Below are 26,276 nucleotides of genomic sequence, written 5' to 3'. Positions count from 1 at the left end.
CGACAAGGGACTTCTGGATCATCGCTTCGACTTCTCGTCTACTTGACGCTATCTATCATAACCGCTTCACGTCAGTTTGACGATGCCGATAGTGTCAATGTGACGCATCAGCCCTCGATTCGTCGGGGCCACCCCCGCGCGCGGTGTGCGAGCATGGAATATCTGAAACAAGCGTCGGGTCCCGGAATGAATCCGCGGTCCCGCTCGTTGCCACCGACGGCAAGAGTCCGACGTTTCCCCGTCTCCGCGGGGAGCCGCCCACTTCGGGAGTGAATGCAGATGTCCGTACAGGACGACAAGACCACCGTGAGCGACGGCATCCTCCTGTCCGACGCCGCCGCCGAAAAGGTCAGGACCCTGCTGGAGCAGGAAGGCCGCGATGACCTGGCGCTCCGCGTCGCCGTCCAGCCCGGCGGCTGCTCCGGCCTGCGCTACCAGCTCTTCTTCGACGAGCGCTCCCTCGACGGCGACGTCGTGAAGGACTTCGACGGTGTGAAGGTCGTCACGGACCGGATGAGCTCCCCGTACCTCCACGGCGCGTCCATCGACTTCGTCGACACCATCGAGAAGCAGGGCTTCACGATCGACAACCCGAACGCCACGGGCTCCTGCGCCTGCGGCGACTCGTTCAGCTAAACCTGAACGCCCGCACCTGCGACGAGGGCCCGCCTCCGGTCACACCGACCGGAGGCGGGCCCTCGCCGTATGCCCGAGGAGACGGGCGGCGCTACTGCCGGGGGAGCGGCTTGCCCGTGCTCGCGTCGAGCACCTTCCGGTCGCCGAGCGGCTGCTGCAACGTCGTCGTCAGGGACATCTCCTGCGCGAGCATGATGCAGGCCTGACCAGGCTTGTTCGGGGTGTCCGTGATCTTCACCAGGACCGACTCGGCCGACTCCCGCGCCTCCAGGGCGTAGGTGCTGCACACGCTGCCCCAGAAGTTCACGGTCAGCTTCCGGTCGGCCTGCGCGTACGAGAACCCGGGCACGGTACGACCGTCCTTCGGGCCGGGAGTGCCCTGCTCGGCGCCGGCCGGCTGGGCCACCGTGTGGGCGGGCGCGCCGCCGCGGCCCGCCACCTCGAAGAGCCAGGCCGGGACCAGGCCCCGCGCGCCGTTCACCGTGCCCGGGGCCAGCCCGAGCACCGCGCCCTGCACCGTCTCCGTCCGCGGCGGCTTCATCGGCCGCGGCTCCGGGTTGCACGGCACCGTGTCGGTGGCCGTCACCGGAGCGTCCGGCGCCAGCGGGACCGCGCTGGCGCAGCCGCTGGGGTCGGGGGCGCCGCCCTCCCGGCCGCCCGACTTGGCGTTCAGCCGCGCCAGCGCCTCCACGGCCCCCACCACCGGCTGCTCGGCCGCCCGTACCGGTGCCTTCAGCTCGCCGCTGCCGCCCACGACCGTGCCGTCGCCGGCCACGCTCACCTTCGTGGACCAGCCCTGCGTGGGCAGCCCGCCGACCACCGGATCGGCGCTCACCACCCGCACCGAGCCCTGGGCGAGCCGGGCGTCGAGCTTCGCCCCGTCCTGCCCGGCGGCGGCCAGCACGGGGGCCGCGGCGGCCTTGGCGGCCTCCTCGGACACCGGCTGGCCCGTCGCCTCCGCCGTGCCGGCCCCCGGGACCGCGCCGGCGGCGTCCCGCGGGACGGTCGCGGGACCGCAGGTGTCCTTGCCGCGCGCGCAGTCGTCCCCGGTGCCGTTGGTCGGCGCCTGGAAGCGGGAGAAGTTCCACGTCCCCGGGGCCGTACGGCTGACCGTGAGCCGGGGGCCGGAGCCGTCGGCGGCCTCCCCGGCCAGCCAGACGTCCCCGGCGAGCCGCGGCTCGCCCGCGATGCCGAGGGCCGCGGCGAGCCGGGCCACCTCCGCCGAGGCGACCTCGCCCGAGGCGGCGAAGGCCGGCGCGGAGGCCGGGCCCTCCGGGAGCCGCACGTCGGCCCGGTAGATCACGCCCTCGCCGGACGGATCGGGCTCGCCGGGCGCGATGCCCGGGCCCGAAGGATCTCCCGCCTCGCGGGGCGCGACGGCCGCGCTGTCACCCGTACGGTGGCCCGGCCCGCCGTCGCCGTGGGCGGTGGACGCCCAGTACGCGGTGCCGCCGCCCGCGAGCAGGACCGCGGCCGCGATCGATCCGACGGCCCAGGCGGGCCGCCGCCGTGTGCCGCGTGATGTGTCGGGTTCTTCGCTGGTCACCGCAACGCTCCTTCTCCGGTCCCGCAGTGTCTGATGCGGGTGTGACGGAGCAGGGGCGAAACCGGTTCCCGTCCCCCTACTGGTCCCCGTACGCCGCGGTGGAGGCGATCAGCCGCGCCGAGGCCGGCGGGACGCTGATCCCGTGGATCTGCGAGGGCGCCACCCGGGCCGGCCGGGGGTCCGCCGGAACCGCCCAGTGCGGGGCCATCCGGGCGCAGTCGCCGAGCAGCCGGGTGAGGCCGGGCTGCCGGGGGGCTTCCGTGCCGCGCTTGTCCGCGGTGTACTCGCCGTAGCCGAAACCATCGGTATAGGTCATGAAGGCACCGTAGGCATCAGGGCTCTCGCGAAGAAAGAGCTACTAAGGGGTAGTTTCTGGGGTTCGGCCTGGGGTCGCTTACCGGGTAGTTTTGACTGTCCCCGCCGTCCTCAGCAGGAGCGTCCACGCCGTGCGCATTGCAGTCACCGGCTCCATCGCCACCGACCACCTCATGACCTTCCCCGGCCGATTCGCCGACCAGCTGGTCGCCGACCAGCTGCACACGGTCTCCCTCTCCTTCCTCGTCGACAACCTCGACGTGCGACGGGGCGGTGTCGGCCCGAACATCTGCTTCGGCATGGGCCAGCTCGGCAGCCGCCCGATCCTGGTCGGAGCCGCCGGATCCGACTTCGACGAGTACCGCGCCTGGCTGGACCGGCACGGCGTCGACACCGAGTCCGTCCGGATCTCCGAGGTGCTGCACACCGCGCGCTTCGTGTGCACCACGGACTCCGACCACAACCAGATCGGCTCCTTCTACACGGGCGCGATGAGCGAGGCCCGGCTGATCGAGCTGAAGGCCGTGGCCGACCGGGTCGGCGGACTGGACCTGGTCCTCATCGGCGCGGACGACCCCGAGGCGATGCTGCGCCACACGGAGGAGTGCCGGACGCGGGGAATCCCCTTCGCCGCCGACTTCTCGCAGCAGATCGCCCGCATGGACGGCGACAACATCCGCACCCTGATGGAGGGCGCGACCTTCCTCTTCTCGAACGAGTACGAGAAGGGCCTCATCGAGTCGAAGTCGGGCTGGACGGACGCGGAGATCCTCGCGAAGGTCGGCACGCGCGTGACCACGCTCGGCTCCAACGGAGTCAGGATCGAGCGGGTCGGCGAGGCCCCGATCGTGGTCGGCTGCCCCGAGGAGACCGCGAAGGTCGACCCGACGGGCGTCGGCGACGCCTTCCGCGCCGGGTTCCTGACCGGGCTGGCGTGGGGTGTCGGCCTGGAGCGGGCGGCCCAGCTGGGCTGCATGCTCGCGACGCTGGTCATCGAGACGCTCGGCACCCAGGAGTACACCCTGGCCCGGGCCCACTTCATGGAGCGCTTCACGAAGGCCTACGGCGACGAAGCCGCCGCCGAGGTCCGCGCACACCTGTCCTGACCCCTCTGCCGGCGCCGCCGCCTGGGACTCCGCCTCCGTATGTCAGCCCCTCCGGCGTTTGAGGAGCGGGGTCCGGGGCGGAGCCCCGGCTCTGGGCGGAGCCCGGCTCAGAGCAGGCGGCGGACCGTGTAGGCCGTGCCGGCGCGGCGGGGGGACTCGCCCAGGTAGTCGTGGCCCCGCATCGCGCACCACGCCGGGATGTCCAGCCGGGCCACCTCGTCGTCGGAGACGACCGTGACCGTGCCGCCCACCGGTACCCGGACAATGGCCCGGGCCAGCTCGATCACCGGCTGGGGGCACCGCAGGCCGAGCGCGTCGAGCTCCAGGGAGTCCGCCTCGGGGACCGCCGCGGGCGCCTCCGTCACACCCAGCCGCTCCCGTACGCCCGCCACCGCCCCCGGCAGCACCTCCAGGAAGGCGTTGACCTCCTCCGCCGTGGTCCCCGGTGGCAGGGACACCCGTACGTTCCCCTCCGACAGCACGCCCATCGCCCCCAGCACGTGACTGGGGGTCAGCGTGGAGCTCGTGCACGAGGAGCCCGAGGAGACCGAGAAGCCCGCCCGGTCCAGCTCGTGCAGCAGGGTCTCCCCGTCGACGTACAGACAGGAGAAGGTGACCAGGTGCGGCAGCCTCCGCTCCGCGTCGCCGACCACCTCCACGTCCGGGACCAGCCGCACCACCCGCCGCCGGATGCGGTCCACCAGGATCCGCAACCGGGCCGCCTCCGCGTCGGCCTCGGCCCGTACGGCCCGCAGCGACGCCGCAGCCGCCACGATCGCGGGGAGGTTCGCGAAACCGGGCGAGCGCCCCGACTCCCTTTCGTCGGAGGGGTGTTGGGGGGCGAACCGGACCCCCTTGCGGACGGCCAGCAGGCCGACCCCGGGCGGGCCGCCCCATTTGTGGGCGCTCGCCGCCAGGACCGACCAGGCGCCCTCCACCGGGCCCCAGCCCAGCGACTGCGCCGCGTCCACCAGCAGCGGCACCCCGGCCGCCGCGCACACCTCGGCCACCTCCGCCACCGGCTGGACCGTGCCCACCTCGTGATTGGCCGACTGGAGGCAGGCGAGGGCGGTCGTCGGGAGGAGCGCGTCCGCGTAGCCGGCCGCGGTCACCGCGCCGTACCGGTCCACCGGTACCTCGGTCACCGTCCCGCCGCGGGCCTCGTGGGTCGCCGCCGCGTGCAGTACAGAACTGTGTTCGACCGCCGACACGGTCAGATGGCCGCCGACGCGCCGGCGCCCCGCGAGGGCCCCGGCCACTCCCGTGTGAACCGCGTGCGTTCCCGAAGGAGTGAACACGAGCTCGTCGGCGCGGCATCCCACCGCCTCCGCCGCGGCCTCCCGTGCCGCGTCCAGCAACAGCCGGGCGCGCCTGCCCTCCCGGTACAGCCTGGCCGGATCGGCCCAGCCCTCGTCCAGGGAGGCCTGCAACGCCTGCCGGGCGACGGGGTGCAGAGGGGCGGCGGACGCGCTGTCGAAGTACGGCATCCGGCCACCGTAAGGCAAGGTGGTGGCTCCGGGAGCGTTCGAGGTCAGGGGGCGTCAGTTGGGCTCCGGAGCCCGCCATTCAGGGCCATTCGCACCGTCCCCCGGACGGCGGATCCATCCCTTCGGGGGCTGTAGCGGCGCGTTGGGCACCCTCCCCGCGCGACCCCAAATAGCGTCCAGTAGGGTTTGGTCCGCATAAACATCCAAACCCCTGCCTGCGTCAGGGCCGGCGACCGACCCGAACACGGCCGCGGCCGGCCGCGCGGGCCGAGACTCTCGGGAAGGCGCTACGTGAGTCCCTACGGCTCCGACCGCTCGCCGCGGCGCCCGATGCGGCGGAAGCTGCTGCAGGCGCTGACTGCGGGCGTGGTCCTGGCGACCGCCACTGGTTGCTCGTATACATGGAAAAACTTCCCCCGCCTCGGAATGCCGACTCCGGTAACCGAGGAGGCGCCGCGCATCCTCTCCCTGTGGCAGGGATCCTGGGCGGCCGCGCTCGTCACGGGCATCCTGGTCTGGGGCCTGATCATCTGGAGCGTCATCTTCCACCGGCGCAGCCGGACGAAGGTGGAGGTCCCCCCGCAGACCCGGTACAACATGCCCATCGAGGCGCTGTACACCGTGGTCCCGCTCATCATCGTCTCGGTGCTCTTCTACTTCACCGCGCGTGACGAGTCGAAGCTCCTCGCCCTCTCCAAGCCGGCGCACACGATCAACGTGATCGGCTTCCAGTGGAGCTGGGGCTTCAACTACGTCGAGAACGTGGACGGCGACGCGGCGACCCCGAAGGCGGGCGAGGTCCCCAAGGAGCTCTCCTCGCTCCCGGACCGCTTCACGAAGGCCTTCCCGGCGGGTGCCGAGGGCGTCTACGAGAAGGGCGTCCCGGGCGACCGGAACCCCCAGACGGGCAACCCGGGCCCGACCCTCGTCCTGCCCAAGGGCGAGAAGGTCCGCTTCATCCTGTCGTCCAACGACGTCATCCACTCCTTCTGGGTGGTCCCCTTCCTGTTCAAGCAGGACGTCATCCCGGGCCACACCAACGTCTTCGAGGTCACCCCGAGCCAAGAGGGCACCTTCATGGGCAAGTGCGCCGAGCTCTGCGGCGTCGACCACTCCCGGATGCTCTTCAACGTCAAGGTGGTCTCGCCCGAGAAGTACCAGGCGTACCTGAAGGAGCTGGCCGAGAAGGGCCAGACCGGCTTCCTGCCCGCCGGCATCCAGCAGACCGACCCGGCCCGGAATGCGGAAGTGAACAAACTGTGAGCATCCTCAACGAATCCCAGGGTGCCGCCGCAGCTGACTCGTACGAGAACGAGCTGCCGGTACGGCGCAAGCAGCCGGGCAACGTGGTCGTGAAGTGGCTCACCACCACCGACCACAAGACCATCGGCACGATGTACCTGCTGACGTCGTTCGTGTTCTTCATCATCGGCGGTCTGCTGGCGCTCTTCATGCGCGCCGAGCTGGCTCGTCCGGGTACGCAGATCATGTCGAACGAGCAGTTCAACCAGGCGTTCACCATGCATGGCACGATCATGCTGCTGATGTTCGCCACCCCGCTCTTCGCGGGCTTCGCGAACTGGATCATGCCGCTGCAGATCGGTGCGCCCGACGTGGCGTTCCCGCGGCTGAACATGTTCGCGTACTGGCTGTACCTCTTCGGCTCGACCATCGCGGTGGCCGGCTTCGTGACGCCGAACGGCGCCGCCGACTTCGGCTGGTTCGCCTACTCCCCGCTGTCGGACGCGGTCCGCTCGCCGGGCATCGGCGCCGACATGTGGATCATGGGTCTGGCCTTCTCCGGCTTCGGCACGATCCTCGGCTCGGTCAACTTCATCACCACGATCATCTGCATGCGCGCACCCGGCATGACGATGTTCCGCATGCCGATCTTCACCTGGAACGTGCTGCTGACCGGTGTCCTGGTCCTGCTCGCCTTCCCGGTGCTGGCCGCCGCGCTCTTCGCGCTGGAGGCCGACCGCAAGTTCGGTTCGCATGTGTTCGATGCCGCGAACGGCGGCGCATTGCTCTGGCAACACCTCTTCTGGTTCTTCGGACACCCAGAGGTGTACATCATCGCGCTGCCGTTCTTCGGAATCGTTTCCGAGATCATTCCGGTCTTCTCGCGCAAGCCGATGTTCGGTTACATCGGCCTGATCGCCGCGACGATCGCGATCGCCGGCCTCTCGGTGACCGTGTGGGCCCACCACATGTACGTCACCGGCGGTGTGCTGCTGCCGTTCTTCTCCTTCATGACCTTCCTGATCGCGGTACCGACCGGTGTGAAGTTCTTCAACTGGATCGGCACCATGTGGAAGGGTTCGCTGTCCTTCGAGACCCCGATGCTCTGGACGATCGGCTTCCTGGTCACCTTCACCTTCGGTGGTCTGACCGGCGTCATCCTGGCCTCGCCCCCGATGGACTTCCACGTCTCCGACTCGTACTTCGTCGTCGCGCACTTCCACTACGTCGTCTTCGGCACCGTGGTCTTCGCGATGTTCGCCGGCTTCCACTTCTGGTGGCCGAAGTTCACGGGCAAGATGCTGGACGAGCGCCTGGGCAAGATCACCTTCTGGACGCTGTTCATCGGCTTCCACGGCACGTTCCTGGTGCAGCACTGGCTGGGCGCCGAGGGCATGCCGCGTCGTTACGCGGACTACCTCGCGGCCGACGGCTTCACCACGCTGAACACGATCTCGACCATCAGCTCCTTCCTGCTCGGCATGTCGATGCTTCCGTTCATGTACAACGTCTGGAAGACGGCCAAGTACGGCAAGAAGGTCGAGGTCGACGACCCGTGGGGTTACGGCCGTTCGCTCGAGTGGGCGACCTCCTGCCCGCCGCCGCGGCACAACTTCCTCACCCTGCCGCGGATCCGCTCCGAGTCCCCGGCGTTCGACCTGCACCACCCGGAGATCGCGGCCCTCGACCACCTCGAGGACCACATCGCCGGCGGCACCGCGGCGCTCACCGGTGACAAGGAGGCCGGCAAGTGAAGATCCAGGGCAAGATGTTCCTCTGGCTCTCCTTCTTCATCCTGATCATGGCCGTCGTGTACGGCGTGTGGTCGAAGGAGCCCGTCGGCACCACCGCGCTCTTCCTGGCCTTCGGCCTGAGCGTCATGATCGGCTACTACCTGGCCTTCACGGCCAAGCGCGTCGACGAGATGGCCCAGGACAACCTGGAGGCCGACGTCGCCGACGAGGCCGGCGAGCTGGGGTTCTTCTCCCCGCACAGCTGGCAGCCGCTCTCGCTGGCCATCGGTGGCGCGCTCGCCTTCATGGGCGTCATCTTCGGCTGGTGGCTCATGTACTTCTCGGCCCCGATCATCGTGATCGGCCTGTGGGGCTGGGTGTACGAGTACTACCGCGGTGAGAACGCGAACCAGTAGGAGCACCCCGCGCGGCCGCGCCGCGTGAGCACACCTGGGGCCCGGACACCTCTTCGGAGGAGTCCGGGCCCCTCGTTTGCAGTCACCCCGCGCGCCGTAATTGTCATATCTTCATAGCGTTGGCTCCATGAACCACTCACCGCGTCTTTGGACGGTACTCAGCTGCTCCCTGCTGGTCGCGTCCCTCGGGGCCGGCGCCACCGCATGCGGGTCCGGCGACAAGAACCCGCTGTCAGCCCGCCCGTACGACGCGGGCGATCAGGTCGCCTTCAACCAGACCGCGGGCAGGCGCCCCGTGGACCCCGACAAGCCCCTCGAGATCACCGCCAAGGCCGGTGGCGGCCGGATCACCGACGTGCTGGCCGTGGACAGCCACGGCCGCCGCCTGGCGGGCGAACTGAGCGCCAAGGGCGACCGCTGGCACAGCACCGTCCCGATGGCCTCGGGAGTCCGCTACACCGTCACCGTGAGCACCGAGGACGAGCGGGGCGCTCCCGGGCAGCGCACGCTGACGTTCGACACCACCCCGTCCAAGGGGGTCCTCAAGGTCGAATTCGGCCCGGAGGAGGGCAAATACGGCGTCGGGCAGCCCCTCACGGCCGAGCTCAGCGAGCCGGTCAAGGACAAGGCCGCCCGCGCCATCGTGGAACGGGGCCTGATCGTCGACGCCCCGGCCGGCGTCGAGGGCGCCTGGCACTGGGTGGACGACAAGAACCTCCACTACCGGCCCAAGGACTACTGGCCCGCCCACTCCACCGTCTCCGTACGGAGCAACCTGGAGGGCATCAGGATCACCGACGAGCTCCACGGGGTCGCGGCCAAGCCCGTGAAGCTGGAGATCGGGGACCGGGTCGAGGTCACCACCGACGCCTCCGCGCACTACCTCACGTTCCGGCGCAACGGAGAAGTGATCAACACCATCCCGGTGACCACCGGAAAGCCCGGTTTCTCCACCCGCAACGGGATCAAGGTGGTGCTGGGCAAGCAGTACTTCGTCCAGATGCGCGGCGACACCGTGGGCATCGGCGGCAGTGAGTACTACAACCTGCCCGTCTACTACGCCACCCGCGTCACCTGGAGTGGTGAATACGTCCACGCCGCGCCGTGGTCCGTCGGCTCCCAGGGCTACGAGAACGTCAGCCACGGATGCACCGGCATGAGCACCGGCAACGCCGCCTGGTTCTACGAGAACATCACCGAGGGCGACATCGTCAAGGTGATCAACAGCATCGGCGACGACATGGACGTCTTCGGCAACGGCTTCGGCGACTGGAACATGGACTGGAAGGACTGGCGTCAGGGCAGCGCGCTGCTCAAGGGCACCGAGGAAGGCCGCCACCCGATGGACCAGGCCCGCCTGCGGCCCACCGTCTGAGGCAAGCGCCTGTGCGGGCCCACGGTCACCCGTGGGCCCGCAGGCACACCGTCAGGCGGCCGAGGAGGAGAGACGGGAGCGCAGCACGCCCGCCAGGGCCTCCGCGAACTCCACCGGGTCCACCGGAAGGGTGACGGCGGCGTCCGCGCGGCTCCACGTGGCCAGCCAGGCGTCCTGGGGGCGCCCCATCAGCAGCAGCACCGGCGGACACCGGAAGATCTCGTCCTTGATCTGCCGGCACACACCCATGCCCCCGGCCGGCACCGCCTCGCCGTCGAGCACGCACGCGTCGATGCCGCCCGCGTCCAGCTGCGTCAGCACCGCCGGCAGCGTCGCGCACTCCACGAACTCCACCGGCGGCAGGTCCGCGGCGGGCCGGCGCCCGGCCGCCAGCCGCACCTGCTCCCGGGTGCCCGCGTCGTCGCTGTAGACCAGAACCCGCGCAGTCGCCCGCATTTCGTTCCTCCACATGTCACGTGAATCACGTTGATGTTGCGCGGGATGCTACTCCTCCCGATGCGCTGTCAACATCGGTTCGGACATGTGCACGGGACATCCCACCGGGGTGATCTGATGGGCCGTTCGGGCCTTGCACACGCCCCTGACACTCCGAACGGCACCCCCCGGGGTGAGGGCGGGATAAGCGACCGACATAATGTCGGTCGTGGCGACAGCAACGACAGTAGATACCGGGCACGCGCACCCGACGGTCAACCGGCCGAACCTCGTCAGCGTCGGAACCATCATCTGGTTGAGTTCCGAGCTGATGTTCTTCGCGGCCCTCTTCGCGATGTACTTCACCCTGCGATCCGTGACAGGACCCGAGTACTGGACAGAGCAGGCCGAGTTCCTGAATCTGCCCTTCTCGGCGACGAACACGACGATCCTGGTGCTTTCCTCCCTCACCTGCCAGCTCGGCGTATTCGCCGCGGAGCGCGGTGACGTGAAGAAGCTCAGGACGTGGTTCATCATCACGTTCGTCATGGGTGCGATCTTCATTGGCGGCCAGGTGTTCGAGTACACCGAGCTGGTCAAGCACGAGGGCCTGAGCCTCTCGTCCGGTCCGTACGGCTCGGTGTTCTACCTGACCACCGGCTTCCACGGGCTGCACGTGACGGGCGGTCTCATCGCCTTCCTGCTGGTCCTCGGCCGGACGTACGCGGCCAAGAGGTTCACCCACGAACAGGCCACGTCGGCCATCGTCGTGTCCTACTACTGGCACTTCGTCGATGTCGTCTGGATCGGCCTCTTCGCCACGATCTACCTGATCAAGTAGCGAACACGTCACCGGGCAAGACCCGGCACTCCATCCAGACACACCGACGCAGAAGATCCTGACACCGGGGTAATCCGTGAAAAAGCTCTCCGCACGACGACGCCATCCGCTGGCGGCGGTCGTCGTTCTACTCCTCGCGCTGGCGGCCACTGGGGGGCTTTACGCCGCCTTCGCCCCCGCGGGCAAGGCGCAGGCCGATGAAACCGCCCAGTCCCTCGCCATCGAGGAGGGCAAGAAGCTCTACGCCGTGGGTTGCGCAAGCTGCCACGGAACCGGCGGTCAGGGTTCCTCTGACGGCCCGAGCCTGGTCGGCGTCGGCTCCGCGGCCGTCGACTTCCAGGTGAGCACGGGCCGCATGCCCGCCCAGCAGCCCGGCGCCCAGGTGCCGAAGAAGCCCGTCATCTACACCCAGGCGCAGATCGACCAGCTGGCGGCGTACGTCGCGTCCCTCGGCGCCGGTCCGATCACGCCGACCGCAAAGCAGTACGACCCGGCAGGTGCCGACATCGCCAAGGGTGGTGAGCTGTTCCGCAACAACTGCGCGCAGTGCCACAACTTCACTGGTGAGGGCGGCGCGCTGACGAACGGGAAGTACGCCCCCAACCTCGAGGGCGTCGACCCGAAGCACGTCTACGAGGCCATGCTCACCGGCCCGCAGAACATGCCCTCCTTCCCGGACCAGACCATGCCGGAGCAGCAGAAGAAGGACATCATCGCGTACCTCCAGAACGTGAACGGTGAGAAGTCGTCCAGCCCCGGTGGTCTCAAGCTCGGCGGCCTCGGCCCCGTGTCCGAGGGTCTGTTCGGCTGGATCTTCGCTCTGGGTGCGCTGATCGCTGTCGCCGTCTGGGTCGCGGCCCACACCGCTAAGGCCAAGAAGTCATGAGTAGCCAAGAGATTCCCGAAGAGAAGCACCTGCCGAGCGAGCAGGGCGACGCGCACCACGGTGCCGTGGCGGTCGCGGACGACCCGTTCGCCGACCCGGGCCTGCCGGTCCACAAGCCCCGCATCCAGGACATCGACGAGCGGGCGGCGAAGCGCTCCGAGCGCACCGTCGCGATGCTGTTCACGCTGTCCATGCTGGCCACGATCGGCTTCATCGCGTCCTACGTGATCTTCCCGGTCGAGAAGATCGTCTACATCTTCCCCATCGGGAAGGTCAGCGCGCTCAACTTCGCCCTGGGCATGACGCTGGGCACGGCCCTCTTCTGCATCGGCGCGGGCGCGGTCCACTGGGCCCGCACCCTGATGTCCGACGTGGAGGTCGCCGCCGAGCGCCACGAGATCGCCGCTCCGCCGGAGGTCAAGGCGCAGGTCCTGCAGGACTTCCGCGACGGCGCGAACGAGTCCGGCATCGGACGCCGGCCCCTGATCCGCAACACGATGCTCGGTGCGCTGGCGATGCTGCCGCTCTCCGCCGTCATGATCATGCGCGACCTGGGCCCGCTGCCCGAGGAGAAGCTGCGCAAGACCGTGTGGGCCAAGGGCAAGCTGCTCATCAACGACAACACGAACGAGCCGCTGCGTCCCGAGGACGTGCTCGTCGGGTCGCTGACCTTCGTCAGGCCGGAAGGCCTGGAGGAGGAGCAGCACGACTTCCAGACGCAGATCGCCAAGGCCGCCCTGATGATCGTCCGGATCAAGCCGGAGGACATCAAGGACAAGAAGGAGCTGGAGTGGTCCCACGACGGGATCGTCGCCTACTCCAAGATCTGCACCCACGTCGGCTGCCCGATCAGCCTGTACGAGCAGCAGACGCACCACGTGCTCTGCCCGTGCCACCAGTCCACCTTCGACCTCTCCGACGGCGCCCGTGTCATCTTCGGCCCGGCCGGTCACGCGCTTCCGCAGCTGCGGATCGGCGTGAATGACGAAGGCTTCCTCGAAGCGCTCGGCGACTTCGAAGAGCCCGTCGGTCCTGCATTCTGGGAGCGCGGATGAGCACCAGCGACAACAACGAGCGCAAGGCACCGGCCGGCGAGCGCGTAGCCGACTGGGCGGACGGCCGCCTGGGCATCTACGGCCTGGCCAAGGCCAACATGCGCAAGATCTTCCCGGACCACTGGTCCTTCATGCTGGGTGAGATCTGCCTCTACAGCTTCATCATCATCATCCTCACGGGTGTGTACCTGACGCTGTTCTTCCACCCGAGCATGAACGAGGTCGTGTACCACGGCTCGTACGTGCCGATGCAGGGCGTCATGATGTCCGAGGCCTTCGCCTCGACGCTCGACATCAGCTTCGACGTCCGCGGTGGTCTGCTGATCCGTCAGATCCACCACTGGGCGGCGCTGATCTTCGTCGCGGCCATGGTCGTGCACATGATGCGCGTCTTCTTCACCGGCGCGTTCCGCAAGCCGCGTGAGGTCAACTGGATCTTCGGCTTCCTGCTGCTGGTCCTCGGCATGTTCACCGGCTTCACCGGTTACTCGCTGCCGGACGACCTGCTCTCGGGTACCGGTGTCCGCTTCATGCAGGGCGCCATCCTGTCCGTCCCGGTCGTCGGCACGTACCTGTCTATGTTCCTGTTCGGCGGGGAGTTCCCGGGCGGCGACTTCGTCGCGCGGTTCTACTCGGTGCACATCCTGCTGCTGCCCGGCATCATGATGGGCCTGCTCGTGGCCCACCTGATCCTGGTCTTCTACCACAAGCACACCCAGTTCGCGGGTCCCGGCAAGACGAACAACAACGTCGTCGGCATGCCGCTGCTGCCGGTCTACATGGCCAAGGCCGGAGGCTTCTTCTTCCTGGTCTTCGGTGTCATCGCGGCCGTCGCGGCCATCGCCTCGATCAACCCGATCTGGGCGCTCGGCCCGTACCGCCCGGACCACGTGTCCACCGGTGCGCAGCCCGACTGGTACATGGGCATGCCGGAAGGCCTGATCCGTGCCATGCCCGGCTGGGAGATCAACCTGTGGGGCCACACGCTCGTCCTGGGCGTGTTCATCCCGCTGCTGCTCTTCCCGCTGGTGCTGGGTGCGATCGCCGTCTGGCCGTTCATCGAGTCCTGGGTCACCGGCGACAAGCGCGAGCACCACATCCTGGACCGCCCGCGCAACGTCCCGACCCGTACGGCCTTCGGTGTCGCCTGGATCGCGGAGTACATCGTGCTCCTCATCGGCGGTGGCAACGACATGTTCGCCCAGTACTTCCACCTGTCGATCAACTCGATCACCTGGTTCGTCCGGATCGGCTTCTTCGTCGTCCCGGTCCTCGCCTTCATCGTCACCAAGCGGATCTGCCTCGGCCTCCAGCGCCGGGACCACGACAAGGTGCTGCACGGTCGCGAGACCGGCATCATCAAGCGTCTGCCGCACGGTGAGTTCGTCGAGGTCCACGAGCCGCTCCCGGCCGGCCAGCTGCACAAGCTGACCGCGCACGAGCAGTACAAGCCGATCGAGATCGGCCCGACGGTCGACGAGAACGGTGTCGAGCGCAAGGTGAAGACCACGGAGAAGCTCCGCGCGAAGCTCAGCAAGGGCTTCTACGCCGAGAACAACCAGATTCCGAAGCCCACGGTGGAGGAGTACAAGGAGATCCAGGCCGGCCACGGCCACCACTGATCCCCTGCACGACCGTATGAGGGACTGATTTCGGTCAGTTCCGGTGTCGCCACGGTGAGAGCCCCGTCCAGTGTCCGGACGGGGCTCTTTGCCGTCTCCGGGGCTGGATAGGCTGGAGCCCTCCCATTCGACGTGGACACCTTGACGACCAGCAGGAGCGGACCATGAACGTTGTGACCCCGGCAGGCGGCGACAGCGTGGCGGCCCGTGGCTGGCCGGGCGTCCTCGAGGCCCTGCTGACCGGCCAGGACCTGCGCGCCGACGACACCGCCTGGGCCATGGACCGGATCATGCGGGGGGAGGCCACCGACGCCCAGATCGCCGGCTTCACCGTCGCGCTGCGGGCGAAGGGGGAGACGGTCGCGGAGATCAACGGCCTCGTACGGGCGATGTACGAGCACGCCAACCTGATCGAGGTCCCGGGCCGGACGGTGGACATCGTCGGCACGGGCGGCGACGGGGCCAAGACGGTGAACATCTCGACGATGTCGGCGGTCGTGGTGGCCGGAACCGGTGCCAAGGTCGTCAAGCACGGGAACCGGGCCGCCTCCTCCGCGAGCGGCTCTTCGGACGTCCTGGAAAAGCTCGGGGTGAACCTCAACCTGAGCCGGGAACGGGTCGTGGAGGTCGCCGAGGAGGCCGGCATCACCTTCTGCTTCGCGGTGAAGTTCCACCCGGCGCTGCGCCATGTGGCCGCGGCCCGCAAGGAGCTGGGTATCCGGACGTTCTTCAACGCGCTGGGCCCGCTGACCAACCCGGCCCGGGTGCGCTCCCAGGCGACCGGCGTGGCCGACCCCCGGATGGCCCCGATCATCGCGGGCGTCCTCGCCGAGCGGGGCTCGTCCGCGCTGGTCTTCCGCGGGGACGACGGCCTGGACGAACTGACCACGACGGCCACTTCGCGCATCTGGTGGGTCCGCGACGGCAAGGTCTCGGAGCAGTCCTTCGACCCGCGCGACATCGGCATCGGCCTGGTCGAGGTCTCGGCACTGGCCGGCGGCGACCCCTCGTACAACGCGGACGTGGCCCGCCGCCTGCTGGCCGGGGAGACCGGCCCGGTCCGCGAGGCCGTACTGCTGAACTCGGCGGCCGCCCTGGTCGCCCTGGACCCCGGTACGGGCACGCTGGAGGAGCAGCTCGCCGCCGGGCTGGTGCGCGCGGCGGAGTCCATCGACTCGGGCGCGGCGCGCGCGGCGCTGGAGCGCTGGGTGGCGGCGAGCAACGCCTGACCACCACCGGCCGAATCGAGCCAAGGCCCCGGTCCACCATGCGGACCGGGGTCTTGCGCGCGGGGGATCTTGTGGCAGGATGCTGACCAGGTCACGAGTGACAGCGTTCAGGCCCCGGCTTGCTGTCCGGCAACCCTCCTTCCGTGGCGGGGTGCCCCGGGTGATGACCAGGTCGTAGGCAGCAAGGCCTACGGCAAGCGCGGATCCCTCGAAACCAGGGGTCCTGGTCTTCTCGAGGAGCGTTTTCCGTGAGCAAGCGAATGCGATAGGGCGACTCCGCCCCTACTTCACCCCTCGGATCAGGGTCACTTCCGTGTACCCCCGCCGACCGTTCCGGTCCGGCCCGAGGGCTCTCCCGTACCGCCTCCGGACTCCGTCCGTGGGACCCCAGGACGGCCGCACGGCCGTACCCGCGTACGGGCACTCCGAAGCCATTCAGCCCTGCCTGCCGGGAGATACCGCCATGTCCGCATTCCTGAACGCCGTCGCCACCCCCGTCGCCACCGCCGAGGGCCCCGCCTGTGCCGAGCCGCTGCCGGTGCTCGGCCGGGACGTCACCGTCCCGCTCGTCACCGGCGGCGAGGTCACCTACGCGGCCCTGGACTACGCCGCCAGTGCCCCGGCGCTCCAGCGGGTCTGGGACGACGTGGCCGCCTACGCCCCGTACTACGGCAGCGTGCACCGCGGCGCCGGGTACCTCTCGCAGCTCTCCACCGACCTCTTCGAGCAGAGCCGCGTCACGGTCGCCGAGTTCCTCGACTGCCGCCCCGGCGACCAGGTGGTCTTCACCCGGTCCACCACCGACTCGCTGAACCTCCTCGCCGCCGTGCTCCCCGCCGACTGCCAGGTCTTCGTCTTCGAGACCGAGCACCACGCCTCGCTGCTGCCCTGGACGAACGCGCAGGTCACCTACCTCAACGCCCCCCGCACCCCGGACGAGGCCGTCGCCACCCTGGAGCGGGCCCTCGCCGACCGGGAGCCCTATGGGCCGGCCCTGGTCTGCGTCACCGGGGCGTCCAACGTCACCGGTGAACTGTGGCCGGTGAAGGAACTCGCCGCCGCCGCGCACGCCCACGGCGCACGGATCGTCCTGGACGCCGCCCAGCTGGCCCCGCACCACCCCGTCTCGGTCCGGGACCTGGACGTGGACTGGGTCGCCTTCTCCGGACACAAGCTCTACGCGCCCTTCGGCTCGGGCGTGCTCGCCGGCCGCGCGGACTGGCTCCAGCAGGCCGAGCCGTACCTGGCGGGCGGCGGCGCCTCCCGCAAGGTGGCCCGGCGCGAGGACGGCGGCGTGGACGTCGAGTGGCACACCACGGCCGCCCGCCACGAGGCCGGCTCCCCGAACGTCATCGGCGTCTACTCCATCGCCTCCGCCTGCCGGGCCCTGACCGAGGCCGGCTTCGACGACCTGGTCGCCCGCGAGCAGCACCTCATCGCGAAGGTCCGCGACGGCCTCGCCGAGGTCCCGGCGGTCCGCGTCCTGTCCCTCTTCGGCGACGACGCCCCGCGCGTCGGCGTCATCTCCTTCGTCGTGGACGGCTGGAACAGCTCCCACTTCGCCGCCGCGCTGTCAGCGGAGTACGGGATCGGCGTCCGCGACGGCCTGTTCTGCGCCCACCCACTGGTCCGCACCCTGCTCGGCAGCGAGCCGCAGGCGCAGGGCGAATGCGGAGCCCCGGAGGCCGCCGCGGGGGAGAGCTCCCTGAACGCGATCCGCGTCAGCTTCGGCGCGGGCACCCCCGACGAGCACGTCGAGCGCTTCGTCGGCGCGGTGAAGGAACTGGTCACCTCCGGAGCCAAGTGGCAGTACCGCACGGAGGAAGGCCGCTGCGTCCCGGCGGTGTGACCTGCGGTCCGCTCGGCAGGTCTGGGGCGGTGCCCCGGCGGTGTCACCTGCGGTCGGCTCGGCAGGTCTGGGGCGGTGCCCCGGCGGGGTGACCTGCGGTCGGCTCGGCAGGTCTGGGGCGGTGCCCCGGCGGGGTGACCTGCGGTCCGCTCGGCAGGTCTGGGGTGGTGCCCCGGCGGGGTGACCTGCGGTCGGCGCGGCAGGGTGGGGTGGTGCCCCGGCGGAATGTCTCCTCGTCGTCGCGCCTGCGGGGATCGCTGCGACGGGTGAGGGCGGTTGCGCGCTCCTCCTGCGGGGACACTCCACCGTGTCCCCACCCCACGGCCGGCGCGGGGGAGCGGGGGCGCGCAGGGGCGTCCCCGCAGGAGGAGCGCGCAACCGCCCTCACGGCCGTGATGGGCCCGCAGGCGCGACGACGAGGAGTCGTCCCGGAGGGACCCCGCGGTCGGCCCGACGGCTCACGCCACTGCTCGGGGGCACCAAACCCAGCCCCGCCGGCGTTTGAGGCGTCGCGAAGCCGGGGCTACGCGGCGCCCGATACCCGCCCAGCCCGCCGCAGGCGTCGAGGCCGGGGCTACTCGGCGGCCCGATACCCGCACGGCACAGCGCTAAGCGTCGAGGCCGATCGCGAACGCCGCCTCCAGGTCGTGCTGCGAGTACGTGCGGAACGCGACGTGGGTGTCCGTCGCCTCGACGCCCGGGATCTTGCTGATGCGGCCCGGGATGATGTCCGCCAGGTTCTCGTGGCGGGCCACGCGGACCAGCGCGATCAGGTCGTACGTCCCCGTGACGGAGTAGACCTCGCTGACGCTGTCCAGCGCGGCGATCGACTCGGCGATCTCGGGGATGCGGTCCACGCTGGTCTTGATGAGCACGATCGCGGTGATCACGGCTGGCTGTCTCCCTCGGTGGCCGTCGCTGGTCGCCTCACTCTAGTCGCACCCCGATAACGGGCCCACGCGTAGAGGAAGCCGACCGAGAAGCCCACCAGATGGGCCAGGTAGGCGACCCCGGGGCCGCTGTCCGCCCGCTGCGCGGCGACCCCTTGGAGGGCGAACCAGAACAGCAGCACGAGCCACGCCGGGAACCGCAGCGGCAGGAAGAACAGGAAGGGGAACAGGCTCGTCACCCGCGCCCGCGGGAGCAGGTAGAGGAAGGCGCCCAGCACCGCCGAGATGGCTCCGGACGCCCCCACCAGGGTCTGCGCGGACCCGGCGTTGGCCGCCGCGTACGCCGCCAGCGCCACGTACCCCGTACAGAGGTAGAAGACGAGGAACCCGGGGCGGCCCATCCGTTCCTCCGCCATCGCCCCGAAGACGTGGAGGAAGAGCATGTTCCCGAGCAGGTGCAGCCAGCTGCCGTGGACGAACAGCGCCGTCAGCGGGGTCAGCCAGGCGCGCGGGGTGCCCGTGAAGAGCTCGTCCGGGACCACGCCCCAGCGCCGGAAGTACGCGGTCCCGGCGGCCAGCAGCTCGTCGCCCGTCCCGTAGACCGGGTTCAGGCCCGAGGCGGGGCCGAGTACGAACACCACACCGCAGCCCGCGATCAGCGCATGGGTGACCACCGGTCCCCGGGCGGCCTCGCGTAGGGCCCGCCACCTTACGATCATGTGACAGAGCATGACGCAACGAGACCCACCTGAGGCGGTGGCAGGCCGTAGGGTTACGAGCTGCGGTCCGCCGGCCGGTGAAGACTCGCGCAGACGGCGGCGCGGACGGCTTTAATTGAATCAGCTACGAAGGAGAGAGCGGCCTGATGACGGTTCCCCAGCCGACCGACACCACCCGGTGGCGCTGCACCCTGTGCGGCAACCTCACGCGCTTCGACGTCACCCGTTCGTCGAAGGTCGTCGAGTACGTCCACCTGGACCTCGCCGGGGAGCCCAAGGTCGAGGAGCGCGAGGTGGTCAATGAGACCATCGAGTCGGTCCGCTGCCGCTGGTGCAACGCGGTGGACCAGATCGAGCTCGTGGACAGGCCGGGCGCGGACTCCTGACGGAGGCGTGCCCGCAGGTAGATCACGGTAGGGGTGACGGATTGTGGAGCCAGCAAGCGGCGCTGAGCCGGCCGACGCGGCCGGCGACGCCGCCGAGGCGCTCGACCGCCCGCTGCCGGAAGGCGTGCGGCGGCGGGTCGTCGCGCTCGTCTCGGACGCCTTCGGCGCGCTGACGGTCGCGGACCTGCCGGCGCAGCTGCGCCAGTACGCCCGTTTCACCCCGACCCGGCGCGCCAAGTTCGCGGGCAACGCCATGGCCACGGCGGTCGAGACCGACGCCGTGTTCCGCGGTCGGGTCGCCGAGAAGCTGCGCGAGGCGCAGGCCGAGCTGGCCGCGGCCCTGGAGTCGGGTGCGCCGCCCGCCGCCGCGGATCCGCTGGACGTCGCGGCCGCCGCGTTCGTCCTGCGGCCGGCCGGCTGGGTCAAGCTGGTGGCCGCCGCGGGCGAGGAGGCGCAGCGCGCCGACGCCGAGCGGGTCGGCGAGGAGACCCGGCGCGAGCTGGAGCGGCTGCGCGAGGAGCTGGCCCACGCCCGTGAGCTGCAGCGTTCGGGCGGTGAGCACGTGCGCGTGGAGCTGGACGCGGCCCGCAAGGAAGCGGAATCGCTTCAGCGCAAGCTGCGCAGCGCGCTCAGCGACGTCAAGCGCGGTGAGGCGGCCCTGCGCAAGCTGACCGCCGAGGTCGACGGGATCCGCGGCGAGGCCGCCGCCCGGGTGGCCGCCGCCGAGAGCGAGGGCCGGCGGCTCAAGTCCCGCCTCGCGGAGGTGGAGGCGGCGCTGGAGACCTCGCGCCGGGCCACCCGCGAGGGGCGCAGCATCGAGGACATGCGGTTGCGGCTGCTGCTGGACACCGTGCTGGACGCGGCCCAGGGGCTGCGCCGCGAGCTGGCGCTGCCGCCCGTGAACACGCGCCCGGCGGACACCGTGGACGCGGTGGAGCCGGGCCGGATGACGCCGAAGGACATCGCGGCGCGCGCCCTGTCGGAGACCGATCCGGCGCTGCTGGACCAGCTGTTGGCGCTGCCCCAGGCCCATCTGGTGGTCGACGGCTACAACGTGACCAAGACCGGCTATCCGACGATGCCGCTGGAGAAGCAGCGGCTGCGGCTGCTGGGCGGGCTGTCGATGCTGGCCGCGCAGACGGGCGCGGAGATGACCTGTGTCTTCGACGGCGCGGAGCTGGCCGCCCCGGTGCTGCTCGCCCCGCCGCGCGGGGTGCGGGTGCTGTTCTCCAAGGCGGGGGTGACGGCGGACGAGCTGATCCGCCAGCTGGTGCGCGCCGAGCCGCCCGGCCGGCCGGTGGTCGTGGTGTCCACCGACCGGGAGGTCGCCGACGGGGTGGCCAAGGCGGGCGCGCGGCCGGTGGCGTCCGCTTTGCTCCTGAAGCGGCTTTCGCGCGTTTCGTAACTCCCCTCCTGAATGCCGGAATTGACCGGCACCCTGGCGAACGTACCGTCAAGTGCCCTGCACAGAGCGTGCGCTGTAGGTAAAGAACCTGGTCGGGGAGCGCATTTTTTCCCGACGGGATTTGAACTGATCACAGCAAGGTCACTAGTGTGCGTTCAAACCTTCGTGCGGTGGATCACTCATTCGGAGTGGCGGCGAAGGTGCTGCCGAGTTGCGTTCTTCGGCGGCTCTAGGAAGAAGGAGCTCGCCTCCGTGGCGTCCCACCGTCGACCCAAGCAGCCGAACCGCACTCGTGTGACCGTGCTCGGCGCCACCGCGGCGGCCGTGGTCGCCCTCACCTCCCAGAGCGCCTCCGCCGCCCCCGCGAAGCCGACCAAGGACGAGGTCAAGACCCAGGTCGACGCCCTCTACGAAGAGGCGGAGCAGGCCACCGAGAAGTTCAACGGGGCCAAGGAGCGCCAGGAGACGCTGGAGAAGGAGATAGCCCAGCTCCAGGACCAGGTCGCGCGCGGCCAGGGCGACCTCAACGAGCTGCGCAGCACCCTCGGTTCGATGGCCAGCGCCCAGTACCGCAACGGCGGCATCGATCCCTCCCTCGCCCTCCTCCTCTCCGAGGACCCCGACAGCTACCTCGACAAGGCCTCCTCCCTCGAGCACTTGAGCGGCAAGCAGGTCGAGGCGGTCCAGAAGATCCAGGCCAAGCAGCGCAGCCTCGCGCAGCAGCGCCAGGAGGCCGCCGGCAAGCTCGCCGACCTCGACGCCACCCGCAAGGAGCTGGCCGAGAAGAAGAAGGTCTCCACCGACAAGCTCGCCGCGGCCCAGGCCCTGCTCAACACCCTGACCGCGCAGGAGCGCGCGGCCATCAAGGACGACGAGTCGCGCGCCAGCCGCGCCGACGGCCAGCGCGTCGACCTCGGCAACGTGAAGGCCTCCGGCCGCGCCGGAGCCGCACTCGAGGCCGCGAAGACCAAGCTGGGCTTCACCTACCAGTCCGGCGGCACCGGCCCCAACGTCTTCGACTGCTCCGGGCTGACCCAGTGGGCGTACAAGCAGGCCGGTGTCAACATCAGCCGCGTCACCTACACCCAGGCCAACGACGGCACCCGTATCGGCCGCAGTCAGCTGCAGCCCGGTGACCTGGTCTTCTTCTACGGGGACCTGCACCACGTCGGCCTGTACGCCGGCAACAACATGACGCTGCACGCCTCCAACCCGCGCGGCGGCATCAAGTACGAGTCGATGGACAACATGCCGTTCCAGTTCGGCGTCCGCATCGGCTGACGCGCCGCACACCGCCCATCCGGGCGAATTCCGCGGCCCCTTCGCGACCCCACGCCCCGCCGGTGACCTGCGTCTCCTGCGGGGCGCCGCCGTGTGTGCCCTCCGACGGTCGTTGGTCGGCGTGTGAGCGTCCGGCTACTGTCTGCCAGCGCGGAACCCGGCACAAGGCCGTCCACGGGGGGCGGACCCGGGCCACACACAGCGGAAGGGAGCGGTTTCACGTGGCGTCCCATCGCCGGAGCGGGCTCGGCAGCCTCGACCGGAACGCGAAGGTCACCGTCCTCACCGCCGCCGCGGCCACGGCCGCGGTCGCCATGACGGGCGCACCCGCCGGCGCCGCCCCCGGCCTCCCGTACGAGCCCGGCGGCGCGGCGAGGACCGGAGTCAGCGCCCAGGTCGACAAGCTCTTCGAAGAGGCCGAGCAGGCCACCGAGCAGTTCAACGAGGCCGGGGAGAAGGCCGACCGGCTGCGCGCCGAGGTCAACCGGGCCCAGGACGCGGTGGCCCGCGGCCAGGAGCGCATCAACACCATGCGGGGCGTCCTCGGTACCTTCGCCGGGGCCCAGTACCGCAGCGGCGGCATCGACCCCGCCGTCGGCCTGATGCTGGCCGAGGACCCCGACGCCTACCTGGCGCAGGCCGCCGCCCTGGACCGGCTGACCAGCCGTCAGGCCCGGCAGCTCGACGAACTCCGAGAGGAACAGCGCCGGCTCGGCCAGGAGCGCCGCGAGGCCTCCCGCAAGCTCGCCGAACTCGACGCCCTGCGCTCCGACGTGGCCCGGCACAAGCGCTCCGTCACCGCGAAGCTCGCCGCCGCCCGGCGGCTGCTCAACGCCATGCCGTCCGAGGAGCGGGCCGACTTCGAGCGCTCCTCGCGCTCCGCCGGCCGCGCCGACGTCCTGCCCGACCTGCCCTCCTTCGGCCCGTCGTCCGGGCGCGCCGCGGCCGCCGTGATGGCGGCCCGCTCGGCGGTCGGCCGCCCCTACGTGTGGGGCTCCACCGGTCCCTCCGGCTTCGACTGCTCCGGCCTGATGGTCTGGTCGTACCGGCAGGCGGGGGTCTCCCTGCCCCGCACCTCGCAGGCCCAGCGGCACGCCGGACGGCAGGTGCCCCTGTCGCAGGCCCGCCCCGGCGACCTCGTGACGTACCGCTCGGACGCCAGCCACGTCGGCATGTACGTCGGCAACGGCCAGGTCGTGCACGCCCCGTACCCCGGGGCCCGGGTGCGCTACGACCCCGTCGGGATGATGCCCGTGTCCTCGGTGACCCGCCCCTGACGGCTGTCCGCCGGGCCCCGCCCGCGCCGCTTGCCCCGACCCCGGCCGGGGGCCCGTCACCCGGACCGTGCGTACGATCGGCGGATGCTCCCGGTCCGCCGTCTCGTCCGTGTCCTGCCGCTGCTGCCGCTGCTGTGCGTGCTGCTCGCCGGCTGCGCGGCGCGGCCGGCCGACACGACCGGGCGCGACGTCCGCGCGGCCGTGGCCGACTGGTCGCGGGTGCCGCCCGAGAGGCTTTCCGGGATCCCGCTCGACGGCTGGGCGTACGAGGTCGCCTCGGTGCACCGCGACGGCGCACGGGCCCTCGTACGGGCCGAGCTGCGCTACCGGCTGACCGGCTACGACACGGCCCCGGGCGGCTCGGGGCGCGAGCTGGAACTCGAACGCGCGGCGGGCGGCGGCCCCTGGCGGGTGCGCGCCGACCGGCCCGCGCCGGGAGCGCTGCCGCAGCTGTGGGACCAGGGGCCGGTGTCGGTGGTCCGCGGAACGCACTCCCTGGTCCTGGGCGGCGCCGGTCAGTCCGCCGAGGCGCTGGCCGCGATCGCCGCCGAGGCGGACCGGGCGGTTCCCGCGGCGAGCGCCGCCTGGCCCCGGCCCTGGGCCGGACGGGTGGTGGTGCTGGTCCCCGGGTCCCTGGAGCGGATGGCGCAGCTGCTCGGCCGGCCCGCCGACGCGTACCGGGGCATGGGCGCCGTCACCACCGGCCGGGCGGGCGCCGGGCCGGCCCCCGCGGACCGGGTGGTGATCAACCCGGAGGGGTACGCCGAGCTCGGCGAGGCGGGCCGGCGGGTCATCCTGACCCACGAGGTCACCCACGTGGCCACCCGGGCGGCGACCTCCGCCACGACCCCGCTGTGGCTCTCCGAGGGCTTCGCGGACTGGGCGGCGTACCGGGGCACCCCCACCACCCCGGAGCAGGGCGCCCCGGCGCTGGCCCGGGCGGTACGGCGCGGCGAGGTGCCGGCCGGGCTGCCCCGGACGGAGGACTTCGCCTTCGGCGGCGAACCGGAGGCGCTGGCCCGGGCGTACGAGGGGGCGTGGCTGGCCTGCCGGCTCATCGCGGACCGGTGGGGCGGGGCGGCGCTCGTGGACCTGTACGAGAAGGCCGGGCGCGAGCCGTGGCCTACGGCGCTGCGCGAGGCGCTGAGGACGGACCCGGCCGGGCTGACGAAGGAGTGGCAGGAGGCCCTGCGGGAGCAGTTCCGCTGAGGGCGTCCGGTACGTTGGCAGCGATGCACAAGACGCTGATCGTGACCAACGACTTCCCGCCGCGACCCGGCGGCATCCAGGCCTTCCTGCACAACATGGCGCTGAGGCTGGATCCCGACCGGATCGTCGTCTACGCCTCCACGTGGAAGCACGGCGCGGAGGGCCGCGAGGCCACCGCCGCCTTCGACGCGGAGCAGCCCTTCCAGGTGGTCCGCGACCGTACGACGATGCTGCTGCCCACCCCGCGCGTGACGCGGCGGGCGGTGGGCCTGCTGCGCGAACACGGCTGCGAGTCCGTGTGGTTCGGCGCGGCGGCCCCGCTCGGTCTGATGGGCCCGGCGCTGCGGCGCGCGGGCGCCCGGCGGATCGTGGCAACCACGCACGGGCACGAGGCGGGCTGGGCCCAGCTGCCGGCGGCGCGGCAGCTGCTGCGGCGCATCGGCGAGGGCACGGACACGCTGACCTACCTGGGGGAGTACACGCGCTCGCGGATCGCCTCGGCGGTGACGGGGCGGGCGGCGGCCCGGATGGTGCAACTCCCGCCGGGGGTGGACGAGAAGACCTTCCACCCGGAATCGGGCGGGGCGGAGGTCCGGGCGCGGCTCGGGCTGACCGACCGCCCGGTGGTCGTCTGCGTCTCGCGCCTCGTTCCCCGCAAGGGGCAGGACACGCTGATCGAGGCGATGCCGCGGATCCTGGCGGCGGTGCCGGACGCGGTGCTGCTGATCGTGGGCGGCGGGCCGTACGAGGGGGACCTGCGGGCGCTCGCGGTCTCCACCGGGGTCGCGGACTCGGTGGTCTTCACGGGGGCGGTCCCGTGGTCCGAACTGCCCGCCCACTACGGCGCGGGCGACGTCTTCGCGATGCCGTGCCGGACCCGGCGGGGCGGGCTGGACGTGGAGGGGCTCGGCATCGTCTACCTGGAGGCCTCGGCCACGGGTCTGCCGGTGATCGCGGGCGACTCCGGCGGGGCGCCGGACGCGGTGCTGGACGGGGAGACGGGCTGGGTCGTGCGGGGCGGGTCCCCCGAGGAGGCGGCGGACCGGATCGTCACCCTGCTGAAGGATCCGGAGCTCCGCCGCCGGATGGGCGAGCGTGGCCGGGAGTGGGTCGAGGAGAAGTGGCGCTGGGACCTCCTGGCGGACCGCCTGCGCGAGCTGCTGTAACGGGCCGTGTGCGGCGCCGCTGCCGGGGGCCGGCCCCCGGACCCTCCCCCAGCCACCGCTGGGGGTACCCCCAGCGCCTCAAACGCCGGCGAGGCCGGGTATCGCCGCTGCCGGGGGGCTGCGCAGCCACGTCTGACTGTTCCTCGGATGTCTGTCAATACCGCGTCTGG

At 71.0% G+C, this 26,276-nt stretch carries 24 protein-coding genes and 1 riboswitch; of the genes, 18 read left to right on the top strand and 6 right to left on the bottom strand.

The features are described from left to right. Window positions 1-279: 279 nt before the first annotated feature. Window positions 280-636: an iron-sulfur cluster insertion protein ErpA gene (erpA, locus tag ACZ6JT_RS08320; RefSeq protein ID WP_030010511.1), complete on the top strand. Its 357-nt coding sequence runs from the start codon at window positions 280-282 to the stop codon at window positions 634-636. 91 nt (window positions 637-727) lie between these two features. Here erpA and ACZ6JT_RS08315 read toward each other — a convergent pair whose 3' ends face one another. Next, entirely contained in the window at window positions 728-2,182 is a 1,455-nt protein-coding gene (locus ACZ6JT_RS08315; protein ID WP_469208554.1) for a hypothetical protein, read from the bottom strand. Between the two features lie 76 nt (window positions 2,183-2,258). After that, window positions 2,259-2,498, bottom strand: coding sequence for a hypothetical protein (locus ACZ6JT_RS08310; RefSeq protein WP_351304572.1), 240 nt, complete (start codon window positions 2,496-2,498; stop codon window positions 2,259-2,261). A 130-nt stretch (window positions 2,499-2,628) separates the two neighbouring features. Here ACZ6JT_RS08310 and ACZ6JT_RS08305 point away from each other — a divergent pair, with 130 nt between their 5' ends. Next, the gene (locus tag ACZ6JT_RS08305) at window positions 2,629-3,603 is read left to right on the top strand and encodes a carbohydrate kinase family protein (protein WP_469208552.1); all 975 of its coding nucleotides are present in this window, start codon (window positions 2,629-2,631) and stop codon (window positions 3,601-3,603) included. Between the two features lie 107 nt (window positions 3,604-3,710). Here ACZ6JT_RS08305 and ACZ6JT_RS08300 read toward each other — a convergent pair whose 3' ends face one another. Beyond that, the gene (locus tag ACZ6JT_RS08300) at window positions 3,711-5,090 is read right to left on the bottom strand and encodes an aminotransferase class V-fold PLP-dependent enzyme (RefSeq protein WP_469208550.1); all 1,380 of its coding nucleotides are present in this window, start codon (window positions 5,088-5,090) and stop codon (window positions 3,711-3,713) included. Window positions 5,091-5,381: 291 nt separating this feature from the next. On the opposite strand from ACZ6JT_RS08300, the gene ctaC reads away from it, so the two are divergent. The 4 genes from ctaC to ACZ6JT_RS08280 all read left to right on the top strand — a co-directional run bounded on the left by ctaC (window position 5,382) and on the right by ACZ6JT_RS08280 (window position 9,856). Further along, window positions 5,382-6,353 carry an aa3-type cytochrome oxidase subunit II gene (gene ctaC / locus ACZ6JT_RS08295; RefSeq protein WP_469208548.1) on the top strand — a complete coding sequence of 324 codons (972 nt, stop codon included), beginning with the start codon at window positions 5,382-5,384 and terminating at the stop codon, window positions 6,351-6,353. Next, window positions 6,350-8,086: an aa3-type cytochrome oxidase subunit I gene (ctaD, locus tag ACZ6JT_RS08290; RefSeq protein WP_388834943.1), complete on the top strand. Its 1,737-nt coding sequence runs from the start codon at window positions 6,350-6,352 to the stop codon at window positions 8,084-8,086. Before ctaC ends, ctaD begins: the two co-directional genes overlap by 4 nt. Next, the gene (locus ACZ6JT_RS08285) at window positions 8,083-8,481 is read left to right on the top strand and encodes a cytochrome c oxidase subunit 4 (protein WP_376620148.1); all 399 of its coding nucleotides are present in this window, start codon (window positions 8,083-8,085) and stop codon (window positions 8,479-8,481) included. Before ctaD ends, ACZ6JT_RS08285 begins: the two co-directional genes overlap by 4 nt. Window positions 8,482-8,608: 127 nt before the next feature. Next, window positions 8,609-9,856 (top strand): L,D-transpeptidase, encoded by a 1,248-nt coding sequence (locus ACZ6JT_RS08280; RefSeq protein ID WP_469208546.1) that lies wholly within the window; start codon window positions 8,609-8,611, stop codon window positions 9,854-9,856. Between the two features lie 51 nt (window positions 9,857-9,907). Here the strand turns inward: ACZ6JT_RS08280 and ACZ6JT_RS08275 are convergent, their stop codons facing one another. Further along, window positions 9,908-10,312, bottom strand: a complete 405-nt coding sequence (locus ACZ6JT_RS08275) for a hypothetical protein (RefSeq protein ID WP_365478563.1) — start codon at window positions 10,310-10,312, stop codon at window positions 9,908-9,910. A gap of 199 nt (window positions 10,313-10,511) precedes the next feature. On the opposite strand from ACZ6JT_RS08275, the gene ctaE reads away from it, so the two are divergent. The 6 genes from ctaE to ACZ6JT_RS08245 all read left to right on the top strand — a co-directional run bounded on the left by ctaE (window position 10,512) and on the right by ACZ6JT_RS08245 (window position 17,773). Next, a complete protein-coding gene (ctaE, locus tag ACZ6JT_RS08270; RefSeq protein ID WP_469208544.1) occupies window positions 10,512-11,132 on the top strand; it encodes an aa3-type cytochrome oxidase subunit III in 621 nt (206 codons plus the stop codon). A 76-nt stretch (window positions 11,133-11,208) separates the two neighbouring features. Beyond that, the gene (gene qcrC, locus ACZ6JT_RS08265) at window positions 11,209-12,018 is read left to right on the top strand and encodes a cytochrome bc1 complex diheme cytochrome c subunit (protein ID WP_365478566.1); all 810 of its coding nucleotides are present in this window, start codon (window positions 11,209-11,211) and stop codon (window positions 12,016-12,018) included. After that, the gene (gene qcrA / locus ACZ6JT_RS08260; protein ID WP_469208541.1) at window positions 12,015-13,073 is read left to right on the top strand and encodes a cytochrome bc1 complex Rieske iron-sulfur subunit; all 1,059 of its coding nucleotides are present in this window, start codon (window positions 12,015-12,017) and stop codon (window positions 13,071-13,073) included. The genes qcrC and qcrA overlap by 4 nt, the downstream gene beginning before the upstream one ends. Then, on the top strand, window positions 13,070-14,695 hold the full coding sequence (gene qcrB, locus ACZ6JT_RS08255; RefSeq protein WP_469208539.1) for a cytochrome bc1 complex cytochrome b subunit: 1,626 nt from the start codon (window positions 13,070-13,072) through the stop codon (window positions 14,693-14,695). Before qcrA ends, qcrB begins: the two co-directional genes overlap by 4 nt. A 164-nt stretch (window positions 14,696-14,859) precedes the next feature. Further along, window positions 14,860-15,924, top strand: coding sequence for an anthranilate phosphoribosyltransferase (trpD, locus tag ACZ6JT_RS08250; RefSeq protein WP_469208537.1), 1,065 nt, complete (start codon window positions 14,860-14,862; stop codon window positions 15,922-15,924). A gap of 89 nt (window positions 15,925-16,013) precedes the next feature. Continuing rightward, a riboswitch (SAM riboswitch) is annotated at window positions 16,014-16,130 on the top strand. Window positions 16,131-16,387: 257 nt separating this feature from the next. Next, window positions 16,388-17,773, top strand: coding sequence for an aminotransferase class V-fold PLP-dependent enzyme (locus ACZ6JT_RS08245; protein ID WP_469208535.1), 1,386 nt, complete (start codon window positions 16,388-16,390; stop codon window positions 17,771-17,773). 608 nt (window positions 17,774-18,381) lie between these two features. On the opposite strand, the gene ACZ6JT_RS08240 is transcribed toward ACZ6JT_RS08245, so the two are convergent. Next, on the bottom strand, window positions 18,382-18,663 hold the full coding sequence (locus ACZ6JT_RS08240) for an Lrp/AsnC family transcriptional regulator (protein ID WP_008738815.1): 282 nt from the start codon (window positions 18,661-18,663) through the stop codon (window positions 18,382-18,384). Then, on the bottom strand, window positions 18,660-19,382 hold the full coding sequence (locus tag ACZ6JT_RS08235; RefSeq protein WP_469208533.1) for a rhomboid family intramembrane serine protease: 723 nt from the start codon (window positions 19,380-19,382) through the stop codon (window positions 18,660-18,662). Before ACZ6JT_RS08235 ends, ACZ6JT_RS08240 begins: the two co-directional genes overlap by 4 nt. Window positions 19,383-19,528: 146 nt before the next feature. Here ACZ6JT_RS08235 and ACZ6JT_RS08230 point away from each other — a divergent pair, with 146 nt between their 5' ends. From ACZ6JT_RS08230 to ACZ6JT_RS08205, 6 genes are all read left to right on the top strand, one after another. Continuing rightward, window positions 19,529-19,768: a hypothetical protein gene (locus ACZ6JT_RS08230; protein ID WP_215027827.1), complete on the top strand. Its 240-nt coding sequence runs from the start codon at window positions 19,529-19,531 to the stop codon at window positions 19,766-19,768. A 40-nt stretch (window positions 19,769-19,808) separates the two neighbouring features. Next, on the top strand, window positions 19,809-21,173 hold the full coding sequence (locus tag ACZ6JT_RS08225) for an NYN domain-containing protein (RefSeq protein WP_469209588.1): 1,365 nt from the start codon (window positions 19,809-19,811) through the stop codon (window positions 21,171-21,173). Between the two features lie 252 nt (window positions 21,174-21,425). Then, window positions 21,426-22,454: a C40 family peptidase gene (locus tag ACZ6JT_RS08220; protein WP_469208531.1), complete on the top strand. Its 1,029-nt coding sequence runs from the start codon at window positions 21,426-21,428 to the stop codon at window positions 22,452-22,454. Window positions 22,455-22,675: 221 nt separating this feature from the next. Beyond that, the gene (locus tag ACZ6JT_RS08215; RefSeq protein WP_469208528.1) at window positions 22,676-23,731 is read left to right on the top strand and encodes a C40 family peptidase; all 1,056 of its coding nucleotides are present in this window, start codon (window positions 22,676-22,678) and stop codon (window positions 23,729-23,731) included. Between the two features lie 84 nt (window positions 23,732-23,815). After that, window positions 23,816-24,940 (top strand): hypothetical protein, encoded by a 1,125-nt coding sequence (locus ACZ6JT_RS08210; RefSeq protein WP_469208526.1) that lies wholly within the window; start codon window positions 23,816-23,818, stop codon window positions 24,938-24,940. Window positions 24,941-24,963: 23 nt separating this feature from the next. Further along, the gene (locus ACZ6JT_RS08205) at window positions 24,964-26,106 is read left to right on the top strand and encodes a glycosyltransferase family 4 protein (RefSeq protein ID WP_469208524.1); all 1,143 of its coding nucleotides are present in this window, start codon (window positions 24,964-24,966) and stop codon (window positions 26,104-26,106) included. Window positions 26,107-26,276: the final 170 nt, after the last annotated feature.

The organism is Streptomyces sp. NPDC046308, assembly GCF_055588065.1.
This window is presented reverse-complemented; position numbering and strand designations above follow the sequence as displayed.

What these genes read in the sequence shown, in the direction of transcription:
- qcrA (WP_469208541.1), top strand. Translation starts at nt 12,015, where the DNA reads ATGAGTAGCCAAGAGATTCCCGAAGAGAAGCACCTGCCGAGCGAGCAG.
- qcrB (WP_469208539.1), top strand. Translation starts at nt 13,070, where the DNA reads ATGAGCACCAGCGACAACAACGAGCGCAAGGCACCGGCCGGCGAGCGC.
- ACZ6JT_RS08230 (WP_215027827.1), top strand. Translation starts at nt 19,529, where the DNA reads ATGACGGTTCCCCAGCCGACCGACACCACCCGGTGGCGCTGCACCCTG.
- ACZ6JT_RS08300 (WP_469208550.1), bottom strand. Translation starts at nt 5,090, where the DNA reads ATGCCGTACTTCGACAGCGCGTCCGCCGCCCCTCTGCACCCCGTCGCC.
- ACZ6JT_RS08205 (WP_469208524.1), top strand. Translation starts at nt 24,964, where the DNA reads ATGCACAAGACGCTGATCGTGACCAACGACTTCCCGCCGCGACCCGGC.
- erpA (WP_030010511.1), top strand. Translation starts at nt 280, where the DNA reads ATGTCCGTACAGGACGACAAGACCACCGTGAGCGACGGCATCCTCCTG.
- ACZ6JT_RS08235 (WP_469208533.1), bottom strand. Translation starts at nt 19,382, where the DNA reads ATGATCGTAAGGTGGCGGGCCCTACGCGAGGCCGCCCGGGGACCGGTG.
- ACZ6JT_RS08210 (WP_469208526.1), top strand. Translation starts at nt 23,816, where the DNA reads ATGCTCCCGGTCCGCCGTCTCGTCCGTGTCCTGCCGCTGCTGCCGCTG.
- ACZ6JT_RS08245 (WP_469208535.1), top strand. Translation starts at nt 16,388, where the DNA reads ATGTCCGCATTCCTGAACGCCGTCGCCACCCCCGTCGCCACCGCCGAG.
- ctaE (WP_469208544.1), top strand. Translation starts at nt 10,512, where the DNA reads ATGTCGGTCGTGGCGACAGCAACGACAGTAGATACCGGGCACGCGCAC.
- ACZ6JT_RS08275 (WP_365478563.1), bottom strand. Translation starts at nt 10,312, where the DNA reads ATGCGGGCGACTGCGCGGGTTCTGGTCTACAGCGACGACGCGGGCACC.
- trpD (WP_469208537.1), top strand. Translation starts at nt 14,860, where the DNA reads ATGAACGTTGTGACCCCGGCAGGCGGCGACAGCGTGGCGGCCCGTGGC.
- ACZ6JT_RS08280 (WP_469208546.1), top strand. Translation starts at nt 8,609, where the DNA reads ATGAACCACTCACCGCGTCTTTGGACGGTACTCAGCTGCTCCCTGCTG.
- ACZ6JT_RS08310 (WP_351304572.1), bottom strand. Translation starts at nt 2,498, where the DNA reads ATGACCTATACCGATGGTTTCGGCTACGGCGAGTACACCGCGGACAAG.